This is a genomic window from Arthrobacter sp. Cza30, assembly GCF_059090765.1.
On the sequence record NZ_JBNHGA010000013.1, the window covers coordinates 64,151 to 79,221 of the forward strand.

Consider the following 15,071-nt stretch of genomic DNA (forward strand, 5'->3'; position numbering starts at 1 on the left):
CGCGCGCAGCCAACCGCGAGTCCACGCACAGCGGATGCGCCGCCGCGCCCGCCGCGCGCAGCCCTGTGGCTGCCTTACCCTTGTTACAGGCAGTAGAGGAGAACTTCATGGGCCGCTTGACGCAGCGCCGCAAGGTGCTCAAACTCAGTCTCGATGCGCCGGCGCGCCGCCGCGAGGACGTGATGGCGGTGGAAGAGCCGCTGGAGATCCGGCTGGCCGGCCGCGCGTTCTCCATCACCATGCGCACCCCGGGCGACGACTTCGACCTGGTGGCCGGCTTCCTGGTCTCCGAGGGCGTTATCTGGTCGCCCGAACACCTGGTCTCGATGCGCTTCTGCGCCGGCGAGGACGAGGACGGCCGGCAGACCTTCAACGTGGTGGAGGCCCAGTTGGCGCCGGGGGTGGCGCTGCCGGATCCGCGGCTTGACCGGCAGGTGGTCACCAGCAGCGCGTGCGGCATCTGCGGCACCGCCTCGATCGACGCCGTGACGAAGCGCTCCCGTTTCCCGCTGCACAATGACGACGGCGGTGCCTCCCCGGGCCCGGACGGTACCGGTGCCGGCGGCGACGTGCCGCTGGACATCCTGCTGCAGTTGCCGGACCGGCTGCGCGAACAGCAGCAGGTGTTCGAACGCACCGGCGGCGTCCACGCCGCCGGGCTGTTCAGCGTCGCGGGCGAACTGCTCTGCCTGCGTGAAGACGTGGGCCGGCACAACGCGGTGGACAAGGTGGTGGGTTGGGCGCTGCGCGAGGGTCGGCTGCCGCTGCGCAACACGGTGCTGCAGGTCTCCGGGCGCGCCTCGTTCGAATTGGTCCAGAAGGCCTATCTCGCAGGCATCCCCGTCCTCTCGGCGGTGAGCGCGCCGTCCTCACTCGCCGTCGAACTGGCGGAAAAGGTGGGGCTGACGCTGGCTGGCTTCAGCCGCGGCCGCAGCATTAACGTGTATGCCCACCCGGGGCGGGTGGGCGCCGCCGTCGGGAATTTCGTGTGAGACGCGCCGGGTGAGTCGGGGAACCGGTGTGAGCCGGGATACATTAGGGGCATGACTCGTCCGGCACCCGTAAATGACATTGATGAAAGCACCCTGAAGGTCAAGGAACCGAAGAAGGTCGCCGCCGGTATTCCGGCGGTGAAGGTTGCGTTGGAGCGCGGCATCGAACAGGCCGGCGTCTCCCGCACCGCCCGGTCGCTGCTGCGGATCAACCAGCGCGGCGGTTTCGACTGCCCGGGTTGCGCCTGGCCCGAATCCATCACCGGCCCGCGCAAGCCGGCCGAGTTCTGCGAAAACGGCGCTAAGGCCGTGGCGGAGGAGAACACCAAGCGCACCGTCACGCCCGAGTTCTGGGCCCGCCACTCCATCGAAGAGCTCTCCACGAAGACCGAGTACTGGCTGGGCCAGCAGGGCCGGATCACCGAGCCGGTCATCATCCGCGAGGGCGAGACGCACTATTCGCCGATCTCCTGGGCGGACGCGTTCGGCCTGATTGGCGAACGCATCAGGGCCACGACGCCGGACCGCTGCGTGTTCTACACCTCGGGCCGGACCGCCAACGAGACCGCGTTCATGTACCAGCTGTTCGCACGCTCGCTGGGCACCAACAACCTGCCGGACTGCTCCAACATGTGCCACGAGTCCTCCGGCAGCGCCCTGAACCCGACCATCGGCATCGGCAAGGGCACCGTGTCGCTGGAGGACATCCACCACTCGGAGCTGATCTTCGTGGTCGGACAGAACCCCGGGACCAACCACCCGCGCATGCTCTCCGCGCTCAAGGAGTGCAAGGACAACGGCGGCACCATCGTGGCGGTGAACCCGCTGCCCGAAACCGGCCTGATGGCGTTTAAGGACCCGCAGTCGGTGGACGGGCTGCTGCGCGGCGGCACCGCGCTGGCCGACGAATTCCTGCAGATCAAGGTGGGCGGGGACCTCGCCCTCTTCCAGGCGCTGGGACACCTGCTGCTCGAAGAAGAAGACCGCGCGCCGGGCACCGTCGTGGACAAGGCGTTCATCGACGCGAACACCGAAGGTTTCGAGGAGTACGTCGAAGCCCGCCGGCACATCGACTGGACCGAAACCGAGAAGGCCACCGGGCTGTCGCGGCTGGAGATCGCCAAGGTCGCCGGGCTGCTGGCCAAGTCCAAGGCCACCATCATCTGCTGGGCGCTGGGCCTGACCCAGCAGCCGCACTCGGTCGATACCCTGCGCGAGATCGTGAACCTGCTGCTGCTCCAGGGCAACTTCGGCAAGCCCGGCGCGGGCGCCTGCCCGGTCCGCGGCCACTCCAACGTCCAGGGCGACCGCACCATGGGCATCTGGGAAAAGCCCAAGGAGTGGATGCTGGCGGCGCTGGACAAGGAGTTCGGCATCACCTCGCCGCGCGAGCACGGCGTCGATTCCACCGAGGCGATCGACCGCTTCCACGAGGACAAGGTCGACGTCTTCGTCTCCATGGGCGGCAACTTCGCGCTGGCGAACTCGGAGACCGAGCTGCTCGAGAGCGGGATGAAGAAGGCCGGCCTGACCGTGCATGTCTCCACCAAACCCAACCGCTCCCACGTGGTGCACGGGAAGACGTCGCTGATCCTGCCGACGCTGGGCCGCACCGACCGGGACGACAAGCATCCGAAGGGCGCCCAGTTCCTCTCGGTGGAAGACTCCATGTCCGTCGTCCGGTCCACGCAGGGCCGGCTGGAGCCGGTCAGCGAGCACCTGCTGGCCGAACCGGTGATCATCGCGCGGATGGCCCAGGCCACCTTCGGCGACGACCACCCGGTGGACTGGCGGGCGATGGCCGAGGACTACGACGTGATCCGGGACCACATCTCCCGCGTGCTGCCGGGCTTCGAGGACTTCAACACGCGGATCCGGAACAAGAGCGGCTTCGTGCTGCCGAACCCGCCGCGCGACACGCGGTCCTTCGCCACCGACATCGGCAAGGCGCGGTTTACGGTCAGCCCGCTGGAGTACCTGGAGGCGCCCGAGGGACACCTGATCCTGCAGACCATGCGCAGCCACGACCAGTACAACACCACGTTCTACGGCCTGGACGACCGCTACCGGGGCATCTCCAACGGGCGGCGGGTTATCCTGGTGCACCCCGACGACCTGGCCGAACTGGGCTTCGCCGACCGCGACCTGGTGGACGTGATCAGCACGTTCAAGGGCACCGAGCGCCGCGCGGACGAGTTCCGCCTGGTGTCCTACCCGACGGCGCGGGGCTGCGCGGCCGCCTACTTCCCGGAGGCCAACGCGCTGGTCCACCGGGACCTGGTGGCACGGGAGTCCAACACTCCGGGCTTCAAGGCGATGACGGTCCGCTTCGTTCCGCACGAGGAGAAGCAGCTCAGCTGACGCCGGGGTGGCGAAAGGCGCCGGTCCTGCACTCGTCAGGCCGGCGCCTTTCGCCTGCCCTGCCACGCAATTCCGGACAGCTTCCGGCCGCATGGCCGCCGGCAGGAACACCAGGGCGCTCGGAATGGTTCTAGGGTGGCAGTAGCACCATCAGCCGTTAGGAGCCATCATGTCCATGGAAGGGGCAGCCTGGAGTTCGCTGTACCGGCTTTCGCATTCGAAGGAGCAGAAGTCCTTTTCGCGGGAGACTGTCCGCCGGACCTTTGCGTTCGCCGCGCCCTACAAGGGCAAGATTGCGGTCTTTGTGCTGCTCTCGGTGGTGACCGCCACGCTGGCCGTCGCCACGCCGGTTCTCGCCGGCCGGGTGGTGGACGCGATCGTGGCCAAAACCGACGTCGAGGTAGTGATCTGGCTCGCCGTCGTCATCGCCCTGGTGGCCATCGCCGACGCCGGGCTCAGCATGGTGACCCGGTGGATTTCCTCCGGGCTGGGCGAGGACATCATCCTGGACCTGCGCACCGCCGTGTTCGACCACGTCCAGAAGATGCCGATCGCCTTCTTCATGCGCACCCGCACCGGCGCGCTGGTCAGCCGGCTGAACAACGACGTCATCGGGGCGCAGCGGGCCTTTGCCGGAACGCTCTCCGGGGTGGTGAGCAACCTCGTGGCGCTGATCCTCACGCTGATCGTCATGCTGAACACCTCCTGGCAGGTCACCCTGCTGGCGCTGCTGCTGCTGCCGGTGTTCCTGCTGCCGGCCCGCCGGATGGGCAGCCGGCTCGCCGAACTGCGCCGGGAAACCGCCAACCACAACGCCGCCATGAGCACGCAGATGACCGAACGGTTCTCCGCGCCCGGGGCCACGCTGGTCAAGCTGTTCGGCCGGCCCGCCGACGAGTCCCGCGAGTTCAAGCTCCGGGCCCAGCGCGTGCGCGACATCGGCATCAAGACGGCGGTGATGCAGTGGGTGTTCGTCACGGCGCTCACCCTGGTGTCCGCGCTGGCCCTGGCCCTGGTCTACGGGCTCGGCGGTTTCTACGCCATCATCGGCCAGCTGGATCCGGGCGAGGTGGTGACGCTGGCTCTCCTGCTCACCCGCCTGTACGCGCCGCTGACGGCCCTGGCCAACGCCCGGGTGGAGATCTCCAGTGCGCTGGTCAGCTTCGAGCGCGTCTTCGAGGTGCTGGACCTGAAGCCCCTGATCACCGAAAAGGACGACGCCGCTGCCGTGCCGCCGGGCCCGGTGTCTGTGGAGTTCAAGGACGTGCGGTTCGCCTACCCGTCCGCGGACAAGGTGTCGCTGGCCTCGCTGGAGGAGGTGGCGACCCTCGACGCCCGCGGCGGCGAGGAGGTGCTGCACGGGATCAGCTTCCGGGTGGAGCCGGGCCAGACGGTGGCGCTGGTGGGCTCCTCGGGGGCCGGAAAGTCCACAATGGCCCAGCTGTTGGCCCGCCTGTACGACGTGGACTCCGGTTCCGTCGAGCTTTCGGGCACCGATGTCCGTGACCTGAGCTTCGAGGCGCTGCGCGGAACCATCGGCATGGTGACGCAGGACGGGCACCTGTTCCACGAGACCATCCGCTCCAACCTGCTGCTGGCCCGGCCGGAGGCCAGCGACGACGAGATCTGGGACGTGCTGCGCCGCGCCCGGCTGCAGGACCTGATCCGCTCCCTGCCGGACGGCCTGGACACCATGGTGGGGGAGCGCGGCTACCGGCTCTCCGGCGGCGAACGGCAGCGGATGACCATCGCCCGCCTGCTGCTGGGCCATCCCCGGGTTGTGATCCTGGACGAGGCGACGGCGGCCTTGGACTCCACCAACGAAGCCGCCGTGCAGGCGGCGCTCAGCGAGGCACTCGAGGGGCGCACCGCCGTCGTCATTGCCCACCGGCTGTCCACCGTGCGCTCCGCCGACCGTATCCTGGTCATTGAGGGCGGCCGGATTGCGGAGCAGGGCACGCACGCCGAGCTGCTGGCTTTGGAGGGCCGCTACGCCGAGCTGTACCGGACCCAGTTCCTCAGCGACACCCGGGTGGCCGGTTTGGCCTGAGGGCGGCGGTCCGGGCCGCGCCGGGAGGGTGGCCGCGTGGCGGGTGTGGTCCGCCCGCTCAATGACTAGAGTTGCTCTGGGTCCCACACGTCGAATGAGTGGAAAGCGGGTGCGATGCAGCGCGGAACCAACTTGGGCCGCCTGGGCGGCTACAACCAGGCCGTGATCCTTAACGCCATTCGGCGTGCCCGCGGGGGAATCGCCCGGGTGGAACTGGTGGAGAGCACCGGGCTGTCCCCGCAGACCATCTCCAACGTGGTGCGCCGGCTGGTGGATGAAGGCCTGGTGCGAGAGGACCGCAAGATGGTCAGCGGTCCCGGCAAGCCGCGCACCGTTCTGCAGCTGGAACTTTCCAGCCGGCTGGCCATCGGCATCCACCTCGACCCCGTGGTCATGACCCTGGTGATGCTAAACCTCGACGGCGAGGTGGTGGCGCGCGCCCGGCATGATGTCCCCGCCGCCGGCCAGCCGGACGGGATGGCCGCCGTCATGGCCGCGGCCACGGAGGCGCTCATCGCCGCTTCCGGGATCGAACGCCACCGCATCCTGGGCATCGGACTGGCCGCGCCCGGGCCGATCGACGCCGCCGAAGGGATGGTGGTGGATCCGCCGATGATGCGCGAGTGGACGTCGGTGCCGCTGCGCGAACCCCTGCACGACCTGACCGGCCTGCCGGTGCTGATGGACAAGGACACGACGGCCGCGGCGGTGGCGGAACTGTGGGCCAGCGAACGGCGGGAGCCGGAGAACTTCGTGTTCGTTTACCTGGGCACGGGCCTGGGCGCCGGCATCGTGCTCGACGGACAGGTGCTGCGCGGTGCCTCCAGCAACATCGGCGAGATCGGTCATTTTCCGGTGGAGGCGGAGGTCCCGCTGTGTGACTGCGGAAAACGCACCTGCGTGGGCATGGCGCTGAACTTCGGCACGCTGTTCCGGCAGGCCGTGGAGGCCGGCGTCTTCCCGGCCGACGCCGAGCTGGGGGACCGGCACCAGGCCACGGAAAGGATCGTCACGCTCTGCCGCCTGGCCAGCGAGGGTGAGCCGGCGGCCGCGGCGATCATCGGCCGGGCCGCCCGGTTGCTGGGCGGGACCGTGGGGCAGGTGGCCAATATCCTGGACGTGGACCGGGTCATCTTTGGCGGCCCGCTGTGGGATGGCCTCGACGAGCTCGCGCTGCCCATCCTGCGGGAGGAGATCAACAAGCGGTTCGTCTCGCGGGCGATCCACGAGGTTGACGTGGTTTCGTCCCCGCTGGGCTTCGAGGTGGGGGCCATCGGCGGCGCCTGCTTGGTGTTGGATGACGCTCTCTCGCCCAAGGCCAGCGGGCTGATCCTGGGCGGCTAGCCGGGACGCGGGCAGGGGCCGCTTCGCACAATGACGCCGGCGATCTACTCGCGCCCGCCGCCACAAGGGCTCACGAGTTGCTTTATTAAATCCAATCGATTTAGATATAGGGTGACGGCAGTGCCTGAAGTACTCACGCTTTGGGAAATGAACGGTCCCTTCAGCGGCTTACGTGCTTCAGGGGAACGGCTCGGCCGTCGGCCAACAGGTGGCGGGAAGACGCTGCTGGCTCCGGCGAACGGGAAGACCCGGAACCAGCGGTCCCAGCTGACAGGAATTCCTGGCCGCTTTGGTGGAAGGCACTACAGCCGGCTACCGTCTGTGCTTCCGTGGGGGGTTGCACAGGCGGCGGTCGGCTGCCCCAGTTAACGGGCGCCTGCACGTGTCCGGGCACGCCGCCCGCACGTTTGCCTGGCATTTCGCCGGCAGGGCCGGCAGTGAAGTGCCCCCGGGCAGATTCGAACTGCCGACACCCGCTTTAGGAGAGCGGTGCTCTATCCCCTGAGCTACGGGGGCAACGCCAAAAGCTTAGCTTAAACGGCGCCGCCCGCCGGTGCGGCGGCCGAGCCTTCTGCCGGCCGGGGTTTACGTGTGAAGACCGCGACGACGGCGGCGACCAGGCTCAGCCCGAACAGGACGGACTTGGCGACAGTGAGGAAGCTCGCCAGTGACGCCTCGCCGACCGGGTCCGTGGCCAGCACGGCGTCGACGGCGAGGTTTTCCCCCAGATCCGCTGCCACGTAAAGCACGACGACGGCCCAGGCGAGCCAGCGCCAGCCGAGGCGGCGGATTTGCTGCCCCAGCAGGATCAGCCAGGTGAAGCCGAACAGCAGCGGGAAGATGGTGTCGGCGGTTTTGTGCCAGTAGTTGTATTGCCCGGCACCGTCTTCGCCGAACGCGGTGCGCACCTGCTGGACGTACTCGGTGGAGTATCCGCCGATGAGCGTGTCCGGCATGGCCAGCCCCCCGGTCAGCTGGGAGAACTGCGGCATCACCAGCAGGAACGAGTAGCCGAACAGAAAGGCCGAGGCAGCGGCCCCGGCGATGATGATCAGGTTCGCGTTGCCGGCAGCGCGCTGGGGAGACCGGGTGCCGCCGGGAACGGCAGGCCTCGCGACGGCACTGCTGCCGGGGGCTGGGGCCGCCGCCGCACCGTGTTTCTTCGCGCGCTGTGCTGGGGTTTTGGACATACAACTATTATGCCGGGGCACTCCTGCGTCGGCCGTTGGCGGAAGTCGCCGCCGGCGTCCCGCAGTGTCGGTGGTGGCTAATAGACTTAGGGCACCATGGATTTCCTCACCGACCCGGCGTTCGACCCGCATGTTGCCTCTCCGCCCGCTCCGCATGTGCCCGGAGCCGAAGAGCTGCTCTCGGGGCTGAACCCGCAGCAGGAAGAGGCGGTCAAGCATGCCGGCTCCCCGCTGCTGATCGTCGCCGGTGCCGGATCCGGCAAGACACGGGTGCTCAGCCACCGCATCGCGTACCTGCTGGCGACACGCCGCGCACGGCCGGGAGAGATCCTCGCCATCACCTTCACGAACAAGGCCGCCGCGGAGATGCGGGAGCGGATCGAGTCGCTGGTGGGGGACCCGGCCAAGCGGATGTGGATTTCCACGTTCCACTCATCCTGCGTGAAGATCCTGCGCCGCGAGGCCAAGCACGTGGGACTGAACTCGAACTTCTCCATTTACGATTCCGCCGACACGCTGCGGATGGTCAGCCAGGTGGCCAAGGGGCTGGACCTGGACCCGAAGCGCTTCCCGCCCAAGTCCATCCAGCACAAGATCTCGGCGCTGAAGAATGAACTGATCGACGACGAGTCCTTCGCCTCCAGCGCCAACTATTCGGATCCGTTCGAGCAGGCGGTGGCCTCGGTCTACACCGGGTACACCCAGCGGATGCGCCAGGCCAACGCCATGGACTTCGACGACCTGATCGCGCAGGTTGTATTCATTTTCCAGGCGTTCCCGGCTATTGCCGACTCTTACCGCCGGCGGTTCCGCCACGTGCTGGTGGACGAATACCAGGACACCAACCATGCCCAGTACCGGCTGGTGCGCGAGCTGACCCGGGAGTCCGAGGACGGGTCGGTGCCGGCCGGCGAGCTGACGGTGGTGGGCGACTCCGACCAGTCCATCTACGCCTTCCGCGGGGCCGACGTGCGCAACATCGTCGATTTCGAGAAGGACTACGCCAGCGCGCGCACCATCCTGCTGGAACAGAACTACCGGTCGACCCAGACGATCCTCACCGCGGCCAACTCGGTAATCTCGCGAAACCCGGACCGCCCGGCCAAGCGGCTCTGGACCGCCGAGGGCGACGGCGAAAAGATCATCGGCTACGTGGGCGAGAACGAGCACGACGAGGCCCGCTTCATCACCGGCGAGATCGACCGGCTGCAGGACTCCGAGGGGATCCGCCCCGGCGACATCGCCATCTTCTACCGGACCAACGCCCAGTCCCGTTCCATCGAGGACCTGCTGGTCCGGGTGGGGCTGCCCTACAAGGTAGTCGGCGGCACCCGCTTCTACGAACGCAAGGAAATCAAGGACGCGCTGGCCTACCTGCGGGTCCTGGCCAACCCGGACGACGTCGTGAACCTGCGCCGCATCCTCAACGAACCGAAGCGCGGGATCGGCGACCGTGCCGAATACGCCGTCGCGGCGCTGGCGGAACGGGACCGGATCTCGTTCATGGACGCGCTGCGCCGCGCCGAGGAGGCACCCGGCATGGCCACCCGGTCGGTGAACGCGGTCGCCGGCTTCGTGAAGCTCATCGACGACCTGGCCGAGGTGGCCGCCGGATCCGGCGCGGCAGCAGCGCTGGAGGCCGTGCTGGAGCAGACCGGCTATCTGGCGATGCTGCGCCAGAGCAGCGACCCGCAGGATGAATCCCGCGTGGAAAACCTGGCCGAACTCGTGGCCGTGGTGCGCGAATACGAACGGGACAACCCGGAAGGGTCGCTGTCCGAATTCCTGGAACAGGTGGCGCTGGTGGCCGACGCGGACCAGGTGCCCGACGCCCCGGACAGCGAGGCGGCGCGGCTGGCCCAGGACCAGGGCGTGGTGACGCTGATGACGCTGCACACCGCCAAGGGCCTGGAGTTTCCGGTGGTCTTCCTCACCGGCATGGAACACGGAATCTTCCCGCACCAGCGCTCCATGACCGACCCGACGGAGCTGGCCGAAGAGCGCCGGTTGGCCTACGTGGGCCTGACCCGCGCCCGCCAGCGGCTGTACCTGACCCGGTCCGAGTCGCGCAGCATGTGGGGCCAGAGCCAGTTTAATCCGGCCAGCCAGTTCATCGAAGAGGTGCCGGCCGAACTCATCGACTGGAAACGCGAAGGCACGGCCCGCCCGACCTTTGCCTCCGCGGGCAGCTTCGGCTCCAGCCGCTACTCGGGATCGCACTGGGGCGCCGGGACGTCGGGCAGCCAGGACATCAGCAACATGCGGGGATCGGCGCCGTCGATCACCAGCGCCAAGACCCGGGCCGGACGGGTGCAGCCGCAGAAGGAAGTCATCGCGCTGTCCATCGGCGACAAGGTCAACCACGCGAGCTTCGGCAACGGGACGGTCCTGGGCCTCGAAGGAGCCGGCGACAAGACGGTGGCCAAGGTGAAATTCGATGCCGGCGAGAAGCGGCTGCTGCTGCGCTATGCGCCGCTGACCAAGATGGGCTGACCCCCGCTGGGAGATGCGCCACGTTTGCGACGGCGCATTTGGCAGCGGCATGACGGGGCGCTTACCGTTCTTATCCATGGACCACGTGGACATTAGGACTTTGGAACGGCTGGCTACCCCCGATTTTTGGCTTGACAAGCCGCTGCGCGTTTCGCTGATCCTGCTGGGTGGATTCCTGCTGAACATTGTGCTGCGGATGGTGATCAAACGCGTCACCGGAAAGATCGCCGACGGCGAGACCGCCAAGCTGGACAAATTCGACCCTGCGGCGCCCAAGAACACGAAAGACCCGCGCTACTGGCTGATTCAGGACTCGCCGATCGCTGCGGTTCGCCGGGCCCAGCGCTCGAAGACGATCGGATCGGTGCTGCGTTCGATCACCACCATCGTGCTGGCCACCCTCACCGTCCTGATGGTGCTCACGGAGCTGGAATTCAACCTTGGCCCGGTACTGGCCAGTGCCGGTATTGCCGGCGTCGCCATCGGCTTCGGCGCACAGACCCTGGTCAAGGACTACCTGTCCGGGCTGTTCATGGTGGCCGAAGACCAGTACGGCATCGGCGACGTGGTCGACTTGGGCGAGGCCTCCGGCACCGTGGAGTCGGTCGGTCTGCGGGTCACCCAGGTGCGCGCCGTGGACGGCACGCTGTGGCACGTTCGCAACGGGGAGATCCTGCGGGTGGGTAACTCCTCGCAGGGCTGGGCGCGGGCCGTGCTGGACATCCCGGTGCCGTACGACTCCGATGTGGAGAAGGTCTCCGAGTTGATCCTCAAGACCGCCATGGAACTGCGCAGGGACGAGGACAACCGCAGGCTGATTTTGGACGATCCGGAGGTCTGGGGTGTGGAAGCACTGACCGGCGAATCCGTGGTGATCCGGCTGGCCATCCGCACGAAGCCGTTGGAACAGTGGGCAATCGCGCGCAAGATGCGGGCCCGCCTGAAGGAAGCGTTGGCCGAGGAAGGCCTGCGCATTCCGTTGCTGAACCAGACCGTGATCAGGGGCAGCGCACCGGCAGCAGCCGCAGCGCAGGGCGGGGGAACCACCGCCCAGGACGGGGACACCGCCGCCCAGGGCGGGGAGGCCGCCGTCGTTCCTCGCGAAGGCAGCGGCAAGCGGTGACCGCGCCGATACCTCAAACCCGCACAGTTCTACAAGTCGTAGAAGTGTGCCCTTGGCCACTAAAGCGGTACTCTGGGACCGGCGCCCGAGGCCAAAGGGGCTAGAGTTCCCCATGGAGCACTGCAGGCATCCGCTCACCGTCCGTGGTCACCGCCACGGCCAACCGCGGACGCCGCTCCGAGTCAGAAACGACTTCGACGTAGAAGGACACAACCCGTGGACCTGTATGAATACCAGGCGCGCGATCTCTTCGAGGCACACGGAGTACCCGTGCTGGCTGGAATCGTTGCGTACACCCCAGAAGAAGCCAAGGCAGCTGCTGAGAAAATTGGCGGCGTAGTTGTCGTCAAGGCTCAGGTGAAGGTCGGAGGCCGCGGCAAGGCCGGTGGCGTCAAGGTCGCCAAGACCCCCGACGAGGCATACGAATACGCCTCCAACATCCTCGGCATGGACATCAAGGGCCACACGGTCAAGAAGGTCATGATCGCGCAGGGCGCCGACATCGCCGAGGAGTACTACTTCTCCGTGCTGCTGGACCGCGCCAACCGCAACTACCTGGCCATGTGCTCGGTGGAGGGCGGCATGGAGATCGAGCAGCTGGCCGTGGAGCGCCCGGACGCCCTGGCCAAGGTTGCCATCGACCCGGCCGTGGGCATCGACCAGGCCAAGGCCGACGAGATCGTCGCCGAGGCTGGCTTCGCCGAAGACCTTCGCCCGAAGGTCGCCGAGGTCATCGTCAAGCTCTGGGACGTGTTCATCAAGGAAGACGCCACCCTGGTGGAGGTCAACCCGCTGGTCAAGACCGGCGCCGGCGACATCGTCGCCCTGGACGGCAAGGTCTCGCTGGACGAGAACGCCTCCTTCCGCCAGCCCGGCCACGAGGAGCTCGAGGACAAGGACGCCGCGGATCCGCTCGAGGCCAAGGCCAAGGAACTGGACCTGAACTACGTCAAGCTCGACGGACAGGTCGGCATCATCGGCAACGGCGCAGGCCTGGTCATGTCCACCCTGGACGTCGTCGCCTACGCCGGCGAGAAGCACGGCAACGTCAAGCCCGCCAACTTCCTGGACATCGGCGGCGGCGCCTCGGCCGAGGTCATGGCCGCCGGCCTGGACGTCATCCTCAACGACGAGCAGGTCAAGAGCGTGTTCGTGAACGTCTTCGGTGGCATCACCGCCTGCGACGCCGTGGCAAACGGCATCGTCAAGGCCCTGGAAATCCTGGGCGAGAAGGCCAGCAAGCCGCTGGTTGTACGCCTCGACGGCAACAATGTCGACGAAGGCCGGCAGATCCTGCTCAACGCCAACCACCCGCTGGTCACCCTGGCCCTGACCATGGACCAGGGCGCCGACAAGGCCGCCGAGCTGGCCAACGCCTAAGGACCGAGGAACTAAAACATGTCTATCTTCATCAACAAGGACTCGAAGGTCATCGTCCAGGGCATCACCGGTGGCGAAGGCTCCAAGCACACGGCACGCATGCTGCACGCCGGCACCAACATCGTGGGCGGTGTGAACGCGCGCAAGGCCGGCACCACCGTCACCCACGGCGAGAAGACCCTGCCGGTCTTCGGCACCGTCAAGGAAGCCGTCACCGAGACCGGCGCCGACGTCTCCATCGTCTTCGTCCCGCCGGCCTTCACCAAGGACGCCGTGGTCGAGGCCATCGAGGCCGAAATCGGCCTGGTCGTGGTCATCACCGAGGGCGTGCCGGTGCAGGACTCCGCCGAGTTCTGGGCGCTGGCACAGTCCAAGAAGGACTCCGACGGCAACCAGATCACCCGCATCATCGGCCCGAACTGCCCGGGCATCATCACGCCCGGCGAGTCGCTGGTGGGCATCACCCCGGCGAACATCACCGGCAAGGGCGGAGTGGGCCTGGTCTCCAAGTCCGGCACGCTGACCTACCAGATGATGTACGAGCTGCGCGACCTCGGCTTCTCCACCGCCATCGGCATCGGCGGCGACCCGGTCATCGGCACCACCCACATCGACGCCCTGGCCGCGTTCGAGGCCGATCCGGAAACCAAGGCGATCGTGATGATCGGCGAAATCGGCGGCGACGCCGAGGAGCGTGCCGCCGAGTACATCAAGGCCAACGTCACCAAGCCGGTCGTCGGCTACGTGGCCGGCTTCACCGCGCCCGAGGGCAAGACCATGGGCCACGCCGGCGCCATCGTCTCCGGCTCCTCCGGCACGGCCCAGGCCAAGAAGGAGGCCCTCGAGGCCGCGGGCGTGAAGGTCGGCAAGACCCCGTCCGAGACCGCGCACCTGCTGCGCGAGGTCTACCCGGACCACGAGGAACCGTCCAACCTCTAGGCCCTTCGCCTACGGCACCGAAGCCCGCCACCTGCGCAAGGTGGCGGGCTTCGCCCGTTCCCGGCTGCCGCGGCGGCCCGGTTAGGCTGGAAAAGCACCACCACTGCACAGGAGGTTTTATGCGCGCTGCCATCATCCACGGACCGGGCGACATCCGGGTCGAGGAACGCCCCGACCCGGAAATCCTTGCCCCCACCGACGCGATCGTGCGCGTGAGCGCCACCTGCGTCTGCGGCTCCGATCTGTGGCCCTACCGCGGCATCCGCGAGCCCGGCAGGCCGCATCCCATCGGCCACGAACTCATCGGCGTGGTCGAGGCCACCGGCGACGCGGTGCGGACGCTGTCCGCCGGCGACTTCGTCATCGCCCCGTGGGCCATCAGCTGCGGCGAGTGCCCGCCCTGCCGCAACGGCGTGCAAACCTCCTGCGAACGCCGGGCCAGCTGGGGAGGCCGGGACGAGCACGGCCTGCCGGTGGACGGCGGGCAGGGCGAAGCCGTGCGGGTGCCCCACGCGGACGCCACGTTGGTTGCGGTGCCCGGCGTGACCGAACCGGCAGAGGAACTGGCGAAGAGCCTGCTCACGCTCTCCGACGTGATGGGGACGGGACACCACGCTGCCATCAGCGCCAAGGTCGGCCCGGGACGCACCGTCGTCGTCGTGGGCGACGGCGCCGTCGGGCTGTGCGGAGTGCTGGCAGCCCGGCGGCTGGGCGCCGAGCGGATCATCGCGATGTCCCGCTACGACGACCGGGCGGCACTGGCCCGCGAATTCGGGGCGACCGACGTGGTGGCGGAACGCGGGAAGGCCGCCGCCGAGAAGGTCAAGGGGCTGCTCGGCGGCGTGCTGGCCGACTCCGTGCTCGAATGCGTGGGCACGGCGGAGTCGATGGACCAGGCGTTGCGCTGCACCAGGCCCGGCGGTTCCGTCGGGTTCGTAGGTGTCCCCGCCGGCGGCGCCGAACTGCCCATCGGCGTGCTGTTCTCGAAGAACATTTCCGTCGCCGGCGGCGCCGCGCCCACCCGCGAATACCTTCCGGAACTCCTCGAGGACGTCTTGTCCGGGAAGATCAACCCCGGCAAGGTCTTCGACGCGGTCATGCCCCTCGCCGACGCCGCGGAAGCCTACCGGGCCATGGACGAACGCCGCGCCATCAAGGTGCTGCTGCGGCCCTAGCCGCGGCGGTCTTCCCGTCGGTGC

The 15,071-nt window shown here is 68.0% G+C and carries 10 protein-coding genes and 1 tRNA gene; 9 read left to right on the top strand and 2 right to left on the bottom strand.

From position 1 onward, the window contains the following. The first annotated feature begins 107 nt into the window (after positions 1-107). From fdhD to AC5RVZ_RS30680, 4 genes are all read left to right on the top strand, one after another. Entirely contained in the window at positions 108-992 is an 885-nt protein-coding gene (gene fdhD / locus AC5RVZ_RS30665; RefSeq protein ID WP_494069380.1) for a formate dehydrogenase accessory sulfurtransferase FdhD, read from the top strand. A gap of 51 nt (positions 993-1,043) precedes the next feature. After that, entirely contained in the window at positions 1,044-3,353 is a 2,310-nt protein-coding gene (locus AC5RVZ_RS30670) for an FdhF/YdeP family oxidoreductase (protein ID WP_494069381.1), read from the top strand. A gap of 169 nt (positions 3,354-3,522) precedes the next feature. Beyond that, positions 3,523-5,403, top strand: coding sequence for an ABC transporter ATP-binding protein (locus AC5RVZ_RS30675; RefSeq protein WP_494069382.1), 1,881 nt, complete (start codon positions 3,523-3,525; stop codon positions 5,401-5,403). 114 nt (positions 5,404-5,517) lie between these two features. Continuing rightward, entirely contained in the window at positions 5,518-6,747 is a 1,230-nt protein-coding gene (locus tag AC5RVZ_RS30680; protein WP_494069383.1) for an ROK family transcriptional regulator, read from the top strand. Between the two features lie 443 nt (positions 6,748-7,190). Here AC5RVZ_RS30680 and AC5RVZ_RS30685 read toward each other — a convergent pair. Both AC5RVZ_RS30685 and AC5RVZ_RS30690 read right to left on the bottom strand, forming a co-directional pair. Further along, positions 7,191-7,263, bottom strand: a tRNA-Arg gene (locus AC5RVZ_RS30685). 17 nt (positions 7,264-7,280) lie between these two features. Beyond that, positions 7,281-7,937, bottom strand: a complete 657-nt coding sequence (locus AC5RVZ_RS30690) for a hypothetical protein (protein ID WP_494069384.1) — start codon at positions 7,935-7,937, stop codon at positions 7,281-7,283. A 96-nt stretch (positions 7,938-8,033) separates the two neighbouring features. Between AC5RVZ_RS30690 and pcrA the strand changes: the two genes are divergently transcribed. From pcrA to AC5RVZ_RS30715, 5 genes are all read left to right on the top strand, one after another. Beyond that, complete coding sequence (pcrA, locus tag AC5RVZ_RS30695; RefSeq protein ID WP_494069385.1) at positions 8,034-10,430, top strand: DNA helicase PcrA; 2,397 nt, start codon at positions 8,034-8,036, stop codon at positions 10,428-10,430. A 76-nt stretch (positions 10,431-10,506) separates the two neighbouring features. After that, positions 10,507-11,553 (top strand): mechanosensitive ion channel family protein, encoded by a 1,047-nt coding sequence (locus AC5RVZ_RS30700; RefSeq protein WP_494069386.1) that lies wholly within the window; start codon positions 10,507-10,509, stop codon positions 11,551-11,553. 216 nt (positions 11,554-11,769) lie between these two features. After that, positions 11,770-12,933, top strand: a complete 1,164-nt coding sequence (gene sucC, locus AC5RVZ_RS30705) for an ADP-forming succinate--CoA ligase subunit beta (protein ID WP_494001753.1) — start codon at positions 11,770-11,772, stop codon at positions 12,931-12,933. Positions 12,934-12,951: 18 nt separating this feature from the next. After that, on the top strand, positions 12,952-13,872 hold the full coding sequence (gene sucD, locus AC5RVZ_RS30710; RefSeq protein ID WP_494069387.1) for a succinate--CoA ligase subunit alpha: 921 nt from the start codon (positions 12,952-12,954) through the stop codon (positions 13,870-13,872). Positions 13,873-13,991: 119 nt separating this feature from the next. Next, positions 13,992-15,047 carry a zinc-dependent alcohol dehydrogenase family protein gene (locus AC5RVZ_RS30715; RefSeq protein WP_494069388.1) on the top strand — a complete coding sequence of 352 codons (1,056 nt, stop codon included), beginning with the start codon at positions 13,992-13,994 and terminating at the stop codon, positions 15,045-15,047. Positions 15,048-15,071: the final 24 nt, after the last annotated feature.